Genomic DNA, 11,361 nt, shown 5'->3' on the forward strand with positions numbered 1-11,361 from the left:
TGTAAGGTCTAGCCATGGTTGAGTATCGGCCCCGGGTCGCGGACGGCGAGTTGGCTGCGAAGATGCGCGCGGTCGGGGCGGTGCTGGTCGAGGGCCCGAAGGCGTGCGGGAAGACCGCGACCGCCTCACGGGCAGCCACCACGACGTTCGACATGGCCGGCGACCCCACCGCGCAGGCATCGGTCGATCTCAACCCTGACTGGCTGTTCGACCGTCCGACGCCGATCCTTTTCGATGAGTGGCAGGCGACCCCTGCGCTGTGGAACCGGGTGCGGCGGGCTGTTGACAACTCGAACCGCGGGCGAGGCCTGTACTTGCTCACCGGATCGGCGACGCCCCGCGATGACGTGAACCGCCACTCCGGCGCCGGTCGTATCGGCGTCCTGCGGATGCGCCCGATGAGCCTGTTCGAGTCCGGGCACTCGACCGGGCAGGTCTCGCTGACCGCACTGATGGAGGGCCAGCGGCAACTCGGAACTGACAACGGCCTGACGGTGCCCGACCTCATGGAGCGGATCGTCATCGGAGGGTGGCCGGACCTGCTGGACGCAGGCGAAACGGACGCCCGCGAGTGGCTGCAGGGCTACCTGCGTCAGATCATCGAGGTCGACATCCCGTCCTTCGTGGGACGTCGAGACCCACGGACCCTCGAGCGCGTCCTGGCGTCGCTGGGGCGGTTCGTGGCGCAGAGCCCCGCAACCCGCGCGCTGGCAGCTGATGCGGGAGGAGACCGAGGCCCGGTGGCCGCACCGACGATCTACAGCCACCTGGATGCACTCGACCGGCTCCGACTGCTCGACGATTCCGCGGCCTGGCAGCCACACATGCGGTCGCGGACCCGACTGCGGACCACGCCGACCAGGTACTTTGTCGACCCCTCAATCGCGACCACCGCCCTCGGTGTCGGCAGCCGCGATCTATTGGCCGACCTCAAGGCTGCCGGGTTCCACTTCGAGGCTCTCGTCGTCCGCGACCTCAGGATCTACTCCCAGGTCCTCGGCGGACGAGTGGACACCTGGCGGGACGCCGAGGGGAACGAGGTCGACGCCATCGTCAGCCTCCCAGGAGGCACGTGGGCGGCCTTCGAAGTCAAGATGAGCCAGAATGATGTCGACGCCGCGGCGGCGAACCTTCTGAAGTTCTCCGAACGCGTCGACGTGGCAACTCAGGGCGAACCCGCAGCGCTCGTCGTGATCACCGCAACCGGCGCCGCCGGCCAACGAAGCGACGGAGTGCACGTCGCGCCGATCACCTCCCTCGCGCCATGACCGTGCCGGACCGAGGGCAACCGCGCCGTCGGCGTCCAGCCGGAGGTCGTCAAGGTCGTCCCGATGCACACGAGGCTGACCGAGTACGAGAAGGAACGTCGCGCCGACATCGACGCCCAGTTGCCCAACAAGGCCGCAGTCGGCCGCGTGTCGGGCCACGCCGAGCTCGTCGAGGACGTGCTCAACCGCGTCGCACAGGACCGGCCGAACACCGACAGCCTGACCTGGCGGCACGCCGCCCACATCATGCGATGGACTGCAGCGATCCTCTCCCCTGCTTCGCAAGAGGTTGAGCACCACAGACCCGCCGCCACCTTGGGTTCTCGTACGTGATCACGTACGATAGTCGGGGAGGTGCCGGGACATGACTGCTGTGAGTGCGACCGCTGCTCGCGCGAACCTGTATCGCCTGATCGACCAGGTCAACGAGGAGTCCGAGCCGCTGACCATCACCGGTCAGCGAGGCAACGCCGTGCTGGTCGGCGAGGATGACTGGCGCGCCATTCAGGAGACGCTGTTCCTGGCGAACGTCCCAGGCTTCACCGAGTCGATCCGGCAGGCACGCGCCGAGGGGCTCGATGAGGGCTCGGAGGAACTCGACTGGTGACCACCTGGCGGTTGGTGTACTCGAAGGCGGCCCAGAAGGACGCCAGGAAGCTCGCCTCCTCCGGGCTGAAGCCGAAAGCCCAGGAACTCCTGGCCATCATCGACGAAGACCCGTTCGTGAATCCGCCTCGCTACGAGAAGTTGGTCGGCGACCTGGCCGGGTGCTACTCCCGGCGGATCAACATCCAGCACCGCCTCGTCTACGAAGTGATCGCCGAGGAACACACCGTCCACGTCCTGCGTATGTGGACCCACTACGAGTGAACCGGAGCCAAAGGCTCCCTGGTAGGCCGGGGCCGGAGGGGCGGGCAGCGACCTCGGAGCGAGCCGATTCGCCGCCCGTGAGGGGTGCTCAACTTTTCGAAATTTACTATGCCACGGCCATCGCATGACCCCTTGTTGGCCGTGCAATAAGGTCTACTTATGACCCTGGTTGCCGAGTACCGGGCTGCGCGCCACAGCGAGGATGTCGCACGGCTACGCCGCGTGCTCGCGCTGCGGGCTATGGTCGCGTCCGGAATGAGCCAACGAGATATCGCAGCCGAGCTCGGCGTGAGCCAGCCGGCGGTCAGTCAGCGACTGAAGGCCGCTCTGATCCTGAAGGACGTGCACCCCGAAGCCTTGTTGAAGGCGGCCGCACCGCTCCTCCGCATCCTGGCCGAGACGCGGGGGTTCACCGAACTGGCAGTGTTCGGCTCGGTCGCGCGCCACCAGGCACGCCTGGACTCCGACATCGACCTGCTCGTCCGACAGCCTGCCGGCACGTCGATCTCAGGCATGCGCTCACTGCAGGATCTCTTCGAGGCGGTGCTAGGGCGCCCAGTCGACCTGATCACCTACGGCGGACTGAAGCCGGGCATCGACGACGACATTCTGCGAGAGGCGGTACTGCTGTGATGGATCGGCGGGCCACGAAGGAGTTTCTCCACCTACGCGAGTGATTGCTACGCGCCCCCGAGATCGCCGAGACCGGCCGCGACGCCTACAACAACGACCCGCTGCGGCAGGAGGCTGGCGGCTCGCTGATGATGAAGATCGGCGAAGCGGCGAACAGACTCGACCGAGCCGGCGCGGCTCCTCCCGCTGGGGTCAAGTGGTTCGACGCCGTCGCAAACCGGAACTGGCTCGTCCACCAGTACGACCAGATAGACCGCGACATCACATGGGCCACCCTCAAGCAGGATCTGGCGACCTGGCGAAATGCACTGGCAAGCAGCTTCAGCGGGTCTGAACGACCCTCGCCGCAGAGACTGGCAAAGCCTGACGACCAGCACGTCGGCACCGCCCCGCGCTCACCACGTCCCCCACAGCTCAATCGACGCGACGACGACTGGCCATCAGCTCTTTCCGGCCTGACCCCGATGGCCCGTGCACCCGATGCGCCCCGGCGGGAATTTCGTTGCACAAAAGCGGATGCCGCCACCGACGAGATGCCATGCGCGCCCGCCTGCTGGGCGAACTCGCCACGGTTTTGGGTAGCGGTCGGCTCTACGGCCACGACCCGCCGGAGCTCTTCGAGCACCTCAAACGTGGGGCCGACAGGTTCGAACTACCCCGCGACGCGTGGGGGCGATGCTGAGCGCCCGCCAGAGGCCCAGCACTGTCCCAGAAGCCGGGCCGGCTCCATAGAACCGACGGGACACCGCGACAGCGTGCTTCTGCAGCGGGCGAGTTGCCGACACGTCCATGCCGAAGTGCGTGTGTTCTGCAGAAACCGGTTCAGGATGGCCAGCCGAGGGAGCATTCCCCTCGAACAGCCTCGGGGAACCGGATTGTGCGACCGGCCAATGCCTTCCCGGATGGCCCAAACTGGACGCCCAGGTGGCTGCGTCCCAGACCCGGCCGCTCGGAGTCGCTGGTCTCGCGTGTGGGTACCCCGGACGCCGGGCGTGCCTACGTGCGCATGACGGAGTCCCTGTCCTGGATCAGCGGCTTCACCCGCCAAGACCAGAGGAGGGACAAGCGCGCGTAGTCCTGTCACCTCCGGTATTCCACCAGCCAGCCCTTGACACCAGCGCCCCGCTGCTGTTGGATCGATCCAGTAAACAGTCCACTGGATGATTCTCACGACAGAGCAGTCAGCACGAGGAGACCATGACCCTCACGTCACCGGCACCCGGCAACCTCCGGAACGCCACCCCGAACCCGCTCCTGGGCGGCGACGCCGTCGTCTATCAGGTGTACCTGCGGTCGTTCCGCGACAGCGACGGCGACGGCGTCGGCGACCTGGCCGGGCTGCGGGAATCCCTTGCCCAGATCGCCGACCTGGGCTGTGACGCGATCTGGCTGAACCCCTGCTACGCCTCTCCCCAGCGCGACCACGGCTACGACATCTCCGACTACCGGGCGATCGACCCGACCTACGGCACCCTCGCCGACTTCGACGCGCTGGTGACCCAGGCGCACGACCTGGGTCTGCGGGTACTGATGGACATGGTCGCGAACCACTGCTCGAGCCAGCATCGGTGGTTCCAGGCCGCCCTCACGTCGGCGCCGGGCAGCCGGGAACGTGCCCGGTTCCTCTTCCGGGACGGCCGCGGCACCACGGGCGAACTGCCCCCGAACAACTGGGAGAGCGTCTTCGGCGGGCCGGCCTGGACCCGGGTCACCGAGCCGGACGGACGGCCCGGCCAGTGGTACTTCCACGCCTTCGACCCTTCCCAGCCGGACTTCGACTGGCGCAATCCCGAGGTCGCCGCCGAGTTCTCCGCTGTCCTGCGGTTCTGGTACGACCGCGGTGTCGACGGTTTCCGGATCGACGTCGCCCACGGCATGGTCAAGGCCGCCGAACTGCCCGACCACGCGGGCGGCGGCCACAACCACGCGATGTGGGACCAGCCCGAGGTCCACGAGATCTACCGCGCCTGGCGGGCCCTCGGCGACTCCTACGACCCGCCGAAGTACCTGGTCGGCGAGGTCTGGCTGCCGTCCCAGCAGCTGCTGGGCGCCTACCTGCGCCCGGACGAACTGCACCAGGCCTTCGACTTCGGCCTGCTGGTCCAGCCCTGGGACGCCGGCCGGCTCCGGGCGGCGATCAACACCGGCCTGCAGGTCGCCGGACGGGCACCCGCCTGGGCGCTGGCCAACCACGACGTGCACCGCACCGCCACCCGGTACGGGCAGCAGCAATCGCTCGAGGTGCCGCCGCCCACCGACATGATCTCCGCTGCTCGCCGACGCGGACCGGTGGACCTGCAGCTGGGCACCACCCGCGCCCGGGCGGCCGCCGGGCTGCTGCTGGCTCTGCCCGGCGCGGCCTTCCTCTACCAGGGCGAGGAACTGGGCCTGCCCGAGGTGCTCGACCTGGCCGACGAGGCCCGGCAGGATCCGATCTGGCTACGCTCCGGCGGCACCGAACTGGGACGGGACGGCTGCCGGGTGCCCCTCCCCTGGACCTCCACCGGCCCCAGTCTCGGCTTCAGCCCGCCTGCCTCGGCGCCGCCCTGGCTGCCCCAGCCCGCCTGGTTCGCCGGCTACGCCCGCGATGCCCAGCAGGACGATCCCGCCTCGACCCTGACGGTGTACCGGCAGTTGCTGCACCACCGCCGCACCCTGTTCGGCCCGGACGCCACGCTGCGCTGGCTGGACGACGCCACCGGCGGCCTGCTCGCCTTCACCCGCGGGCAGGGCGCCTGCGTGGTCAACCTCACCGACCACCCCCGCGAAGTTCCCCCGTCCTGGCCGCTGGGCCAGCGGGTGCTCTGCACCGAACCCGTCGCGGACGACTCCGTCCTCCCGGCCAACAGCACGAACTGGTTCCAGTTCCCGTCTTCGGACACCACCACCAACCGGCGCAACGACCAGCGCCAAACCTCCTGAAAGGAACAGTGATGCATCGTCACTCCCGGCTTGCCGCGCTCGGCATGGCAGGCCTGATCGCGCTCGCAGGCTGCGCCGGCCCGTCCGGCGCCAGCAGCACGCCCACGTCCCCGTCGGCGGACACCGGTTCCGGCGCACCCGCCACGTCGGCGGCTGCCCCCGCCGAGATCACCATCTGGCACTACTGGGACGGCGCCAACGCCGACACCTTCGAGGCCATGGCCAAGGAGTACACCGCCGCGCACCCGGGGATCACGATCAACACCTCGATGATCCCCAACGCCGACTTCCTGACCAAACTGCGCGCCTCGGCCAGCTCGAAGACCCTGCCTGACATCGCCATCGGCGACCTGGTGTGGGTGCCGCAGATCAACCAGATCGGCGCCCTGGCCGACCTCAAGGGTCTGCTGCCAGCGGACGTCCTGGCCGACGTCAACCCGGCGCTGACCAGCTTCGGCACCATCGGCGGCTCGCAGGTCTCCGTCCCGGTGTCGGCCAACAACCTCGCCTACATGTACAACAAGACGCTGTTCACACAGGCCGGGCTCGACCCCGCCAAGCCGCCGACGACCTGGGAGGAACTGCTGGCCGACGCCAAGCAGATCACCGAGAAGACCGGCAAGCCGGGCTACGACCTGTTCACCCAGGCCGGTGACAACGGCGAGGGCCTGACCTGGAACTTCCAGGTCAACCTCTGGCAGGCCGGCGGCGAGTTCCTCACCCCGGATAACTCCGCGGCCGCCTTCAACACCCCGGCGGGCAAGAAGGCGCTGCAGTTCTGGGTCGACCTGATCACGTCCGGCACCTCCCCCTACGGCAAGTGGGGCGAGTTCGAGAAGGGCCAGGGCGGCTCGGCCCAGGAGGGCTCGTGGATGGTCGGCATCTGGGCACCCGACCCACCGTTCGACTTCGGCGTCGCGAAGGCTCCCTACCCCAGCGACGGCAAGCCCGCCACCAACCTGGGCGGCGAGCAGGCGATGGTGTTCAACAACTCCGACGCGAACGCCAAGGCCGCCGCAGACTTCCTGGCCTGGTTCCTCGCCCCCGAGCAGGTGACCAAGTGGAGCGAAACCACCGGCATGCTGCCGGTCACCAACTCGGTGGCGACCTCCAGTACCTACCTCGACTGGGTCAACAGCACCGAACCGCGGCTGCTGCCCTATGTTGAGCAGATGGCCGACGCCCACGCCCGTCCGAACACCCCGCTGTACCCGAAGATCTCGCTGGCCTTCGCCCAGCAGGTCGAGAAGGCGTTCGCCGGGGAGGCAAGCGTCGACGAGGCCCTCGCGGTCGCCGAGAAGGCGGTCAACGACGTGATCGCGCAGGGCTGAGGCGCCCGGCTCGTGAGCAGTCTGCAGACGACGGTCCGTCCGGGAGCCGGTCTCCCGGACGGCCGTCGCCGTCCCCGGGCCCGTCAGCGTTACGACCGTGACCAGCTGGTCACCGCAGCGGTGTTCCTCGCCCCTGCGGTGGTGGTCCTCGGCGTCTTCGTCTTCTACCCGATCGTCGCCGCCGGCCAGATCAGCCTGACCTCCTGGAACGGCTTCGACCCGGTGAAGCAGTTCGTCGGGCTGGAGAACTACCTGCGGCTCGCCCAGGACCCCGAGTTCTGGAACAGCCTGCTGGTCACCGTGCTGTACGCCGCCGGGGTGTGCGTGCTGAGCGTGGTCAGCGGCCTGGCGGTCGCTCTGCTGCTGGACGCGCCGTTGCGCGGCCTGGGGATCTACCGCACCATCTACTTCCTGCCAGTGGTCACATCCTCGGTGGCCGCGGCGATCGTGTGGCGCTACATGCTCGATCCGGCGGGCTTCGTCAACGCCCTGCTCGCCCAGGTTGGCATCCAGGGCCCCGACTGGCTGCAGGACCGCTGGCTGGCGCTCGGTGCGCTCACCCTGCTGACGGTGTGGAAGAACATCGGTTTCAACGCCGTCCTCTACCTCACCGCCCTGCAGTCGCTGCCGCACAGCATCTACGAGGCCGCCCAACTCGACGGCGCCTCCGGCTGGCAACAGCTGCGCCACCTCACCGTCCCGTTGTTGTCGCCGATGACCTTCTTCGTGGTCGTTCAGGCGCTGATCACCAGTTTCCAGGCCTTCGACCTGGTCTACGTGTTCACCGAGGGCGGGCCGCGCGGCGGCACCGAGGTGCTGGGGATGTTCATGTACCGCGAGGCGTTCCGGCTCGGCGACTTCGGCTACGGCACCGCGATCGCCTTCGTCACCCTCTTCCTCGTGCTGGGCGTCACCCTCGTGCAGTGGAAGCTGGGCGGCGCCGAAGGCGGCGACCGATGACCCGCGGCGGACGGATCGGACGGCACCTTGCCCTGATCGCCGGGTCGGTCGTGGTCGTGGTGCCCTTCTTGTGGATGTTCACCACCTCGCTGCAGACCCGGGCCGAGACCTACACCAACACCTCGATCCTGCCCACCTCGTGGCATTGGGAGAACTACGCCAAGGCCTGGACGGCAGCCCCGTTCGCCCAGTACTACCTCAACAGCGCGATCATGGCCGCCGGGATCGTCGCCGGGCACCTGGTGTTCGACGCCCTGGCCGCCTACGCCTTCGCGCGGCTGCGCTTCCCGCTGCGCAACACGCTGTTCGTGATCCTGCTCGGCGGGCTGATGGTGCCCACCTTCGTCACGATCATCCCGGCGTTCACGATCGTTGCCGACCTCGGCTGGATCGACACCCAGGCTGCGCTGATCGTGCCCCGGTTGGCCGACGTCTTCGGCATCGTCCTGCTGCGGCAGTACTTCGCCACCATCCCGACCGAACTGGAGGAGGCCGCCAGGATCGACGGCTGCAGCCGCGCCGGAACCTTCTTCCGGATCGTGGTTCCCCTGTCAACGCCGGCGTTCGCCACGCTGGCGATCTTCAGTTTCCTGTTCGCCTGGAACGACTTCCTCTGGCCGCTGCTGGTGACCAACAACGACGACATGCGGACGATCCAGATCGGTCTGAACTCCTTCGTCGGACGCTACGGCACCTCCTGGAACTACCTGATGGCCGGCACCCTCACCGCCACGGTGCCCAGCATCGTCGTCTTCCTGTTCTTCCAGCGCGCCCTGGTGCGCGGGATCGCCTCGACCGGATTGAAGGACTGAATGACCGCACCCGACTGGCTGGCTGACGCCGTCTTCTACCAGATCTTCCTTGAACGCTTTGCCAACGGCGACCCTGCCCTCGACCCGCCCGACGTGGTGCCGTGGGACGCCAAACCCACCCGGGAGAACTTCTTCGGCGGCGACCTGCAGGGCATCATCGACCACCTCGACCACCTCACCTCCCTGGGGGTCAACGCCCTCTACCTGACGCCGATCTTCGAGGCGCGCACCAACCACCGCTACGACGCGGTCGACTACTTCACCATCGACCACCGGCTCGGGGACCTCGCGGCGTTCCAGCGGCTGCTCGCCGCCTGCCACGCCCGCAGCATCCGGGTGGTGCTGGACGCCGTCCTCAACCACTGCGGCGAGGGCCACTGGGCCTTCCAGGACGTGATCGAGCACGAGGCCGATTCCCGCTACGTGAACTGGTTCTCGGTCGAGGGCTTCCCGGTCGTCACCCGGCCCGAACCGAACTACCGCACCTGCTCGGGCTGCTGGTATCTGCCGAAGTGGAACGCCTACAACCCCGAGGTGCGCGACCACCACTTCCAGGTTGCCCGGTACTGGATCGAGCAGGGCATCGACGGCTGGCGGCTGGACGTCCCCTACTTCATCAACCACACCTTCTGGCGGGAGTTCCGCAGCATCGTCAAGGGGCTCGGTAACGACCTCTGCATCATCGCCGAGGAATGGCGCGACCCCGCCGAGTGGCTGCAGGGCGACATCGCCGACGGCACCATGAACTACACCCTGCGCGACCTCGTCCTCGGCTTCACCGCGGACCACAGCATCGATGCCCACGGCTTCGCGGACGGCATGAATGCCCTCCGCGGGCGGATCCCGGAGGGCTACCACCGTGGCATGCTCAACCTGCTCGGCAGCCACGACACCGAGCGGGTGCTCACCCGGCACGGTGGGGACGATGCCGCCACCCTGCTGGCCTTCACCCTGCTGTTCGGCGCCGAGGGCGCTCCGATGCTCTACTACGGCGACGAGGTGGGGATGCGGGGTGACAACGACCCCGGTTGCCGGGCCGCCATGGTGTGGGAGGAGGCCAGGTGGACGCCGTCGCTGCTGGCCGGCATCCGGGCGCTGTCGGCCAGGCGGGCGGCGACACCGGCACTGCGCCGCGGAAACCAGCAGGTCAGCGCGCTGGACCCCGATACAGTCCTGCTCATGCGCACCCTCGGCGACAACTCCGTAGCGGTGGTCGTGCACCGCGGCGACGGTGTCGTCCTCGACCCGGCCGGCCACCCGGAGCTGGCCCGGTTCCTGGCCGGCCCGCACCGGCTGGACGCCCGTGACGCCGTGATCCTCGAGGCCCGGTGATGGCGGCTCGGCGGGCAACGATGAAGGACGTCGCCACGCTGGCGAACGTCTCCAAATCAGCGGTGTCGCTGGCATTCAACGACCCCAAGAAGCTCTCCGAAGCAACCTGCAAGAACATCCTCCGCGCAGCCGAGGAACTGGGCTACACCCAGGATCCGACCGCGCGGATGCTGCGCACCCACCGCACCGACAGCCTCGGGCTGCTGCTCCCCCAGCAGCTCGACAAAGTACTGGAGAACCCCTACTACACCCAGTTCCTGCAGGGCATCGGACAGACCTGCCAGCGGGAGGGCTTCACCCTACTGCTCGCTCCGCCGCTGCGCGGCTCGATGCTGAAGGCGATCCCGTACGCGGCGGTCGACGGCTTCATCGTCAGCGGCCTGGAGTACGACCGTGGCGAGGTGAAGGCGCTGCGGCAACGCGGGATCCCGTTCGTCCTGGTCGACAGCGAGTGGCACCAGGACGTTCCCTCGGTCGAGGTCGACGACAGCCAGGGCATCCGCGAACTCGTCGAATACCTGTTGGCGCAGGGGCACCGCAGGATCGCCTTCGTCGCCATCGAGACCGACACCGCCGGCGGCTACCGGCACTGGAAGGGCCCCGTCCAGCGCCGCATGCAGGGTGCGATCGACGGCCTCGCCACCGCGGATCTCGGCCCCGAGAGCGAGGGCATCGGGATCATCGAGGTGCCCTGCACCCGCGCCGGTGGCGTCACCGCCTTCCGCGCCCTGTGGGATCAGAAGGAGCCGCCGACCGCCATGGTTGCCTTCAGCGACATCATCGCCTTCGGCATCCTCGACGCCGCCCGCGAGGCTGGGGTGGAGGTGCCCACCCAGCTGTCGGTCTCCGGGTTCGACGACCTCACCGAGGCCAGCTGGACCACCCCGACCCTGACCACCATCCGCCAGCCGATCGCCACCAAGGGACGTCTCGCCGCCGAGTACCTAGTGGAGGCGATCGCCGGGGACGCCACCGTGTCCACCCACCAGCAGCGGCTGGCGACCACTCTGCTGCTGCGGGAGTCCACCGGGCCCGCGCCGCGGCAGGGCTGACGCCGCTGCCACCGGCTCCGGGTATCCCCATCTGGGCCAACGAGAAGCATCGAGGTGACAGAACCTGCCGCTGGCACGGTGACAGGTCGTCGCAGGTGACGCGATTCTGCACCTCGATGTCTCAGCGGCCTGTCGGGCCGCGGCCCAGCAGCATCGAGATGCAGGATCACGTCACTAGAGC

At 68.4% G+C, this 11,361-nt stretch carries 12 protein-coding genes; all 12 read left to right on the top strand.

Annotated features, from left to right (window positions below):
* Positions 1 to 14: 14 nt before the first annotated feature.
* The 12 genes from VB080_RS05730 to VB080_RS05780 all read left to right on the top strand — a co-directional run bounded on the left by VB080_RS05730 (position 15) and on the right by VB080_RS05780 (position 11,180).
* A complete protein-coding gene (locus VB080_RS05730; RefSeq protein ID WP_323417477.1) occupies positions 15 to 1,268 on the top strand; it encodes an ATP-binding protein in 1,254 nt (417 codons plus the stop codon).
* Between the two features lie 63 nt (positions 1,269 to 1,331).
* Positions 1,332 to 1,601, top strand: coding sequence for a hypothetical protein (locus tag VB080_RS05735; RefSeq protein WP_323417478.1), 270 nt, complete (start codon positions 1,332 to 1,334; stop codon positions 1,599 to 1,601).
* A gap of 31 nt (positions 1,602 to 1,632) precedes the next feature.
* Positions 1,633 to 1,875, top strand: coding sequence for a type II toxin-antitoxin system Phd/YefM family antitoxin (locus VB080_RS05740; RefSeq protein ID WP_323417479.1), 243 nt, complete (start codon positions 1,633 to 1,635; stop codon positions 1,873 to 1,875).
* Positions 1,872 to 2,138, top strand: a complete 267-nt coding sequence (locus tag VB080_RS05745) for a Txe/YoeB family addiction module toxin (protein ID WP_323417480.1) — start codon at positions 1,872 to 1,874, stop codon at positions 2,136 to 2,138. Before VB080_RS05740 ends, VB080_RS05745 begins: the two co-directional genes overlap by 4 nt.
* 159 nt (positions 2,139 to 2,297) lie before the next feature.
* Positions 2,298 to 2,771: a nucleotidyltransferase domain-containing protein gene (locus VB080_RS05750; protein ID WP_323417481.1), complete on the top strand. Its 474-nt coding sequence runs from the start codon at positions 2,298 to 2,300 to the stop codon at positions 2,769 to 2,771.
* A gap of 44 nt (positions 2,772 to 2,815) precedes the next feature.
* Complete coding sequence (locus tag VB080_RS16050; RefSeq protein WP_416339606.1) at positions 2,816 to 3,781, top strand: DUF86 domain-containing protein; 966 nt, start codon at positions 2,816 to 2,818, stop codon at positions 3,779 to 3,781.
* A gap of 187 nt (positions 3,782 to 3,968) precedes the next feature.
* Positions 3,969 to 5,693: a glycoside hydrolase family 13 protein gene (locus VB080_RS05755; RefSeq protein WP_323417482.1), complete on the top strand. Its 1,725-nt coding sequence runs from the start codon at positions 3,969 to 3,971 to the stop codon at positions 5,691 to 5,693.
* 11 nt (positions 5,694 to 5,704) lie between these two features.
* A complete protein-coding gene (locus VB080_RS05760; protein ID WP_323417483.1) occupies positions 5,705 to 7,024 on the top strand; it encodes an ABC transporter substrate-binding protein in 1,320 nt (439 codons plus the stop codon).
* A 12-nt stretch (positions 7,025 to 7,036) separates the two neighbouring features.
* Positions 7,037 to 7,984 (top strand): sugar ABC transporter permease, encoded by a 948-nt coding sequence (locus tag VB080_RS05765; protein ID WP_323417484.1) that lies wholly within the window; start codon positions 7,037 to 7,039, stop codon positions 7,982 to 7,984.
* A complete protein-coding gene (locus VB080_RS05770; RefSeq protein ID WP_323417485.1) occupies positions 7,981 to 8,796 on the top strand; it encodes a carbohydrate ABC transporter permease in 816 nt (271 codons plus the stop codon). The genes VB080_RS05765 and VB080_RS05770 overlap by 4 nt, the downstream gene beginning before the upstream one ends.
* Positions 8,797 to 10,128 (top strand): glycoside hydrolase family 13 protein, encoded by a 1,332-nt coding sequence (locus VB080_RS05775; RefSeq protein WP_323417486.1) that lies wholly within the window; start codon positions 8,797 to 8,799, stop codon positions 10,126 to 10,128.
* A complete protein-coding gene (locus tag VB080_RS05780; protein WP_323417487.1) occupies positions 10,128 to 11,180 on the top strand; it encodes a LacI family DNA-binding transcriptional regulator in 1,053 nt (350 codons plus the stop codon). The genes VB080_RS05775 and VB080_RS05780 overlap by 1 nt, the downstream gene beginning before the upstream one ends.
* Positions 11,181 to 11,361 lie beyond the last annotated feature (181 nt).

This window comes from Propionicimonas sp., assembly GCF_034927565.1.
Classification (GTDB): domain Bacteria; phylum Actinomycetota; class Actinomycetes; order Propionibacteriales; family Propionibacteriaceae; genus Propionicimonas.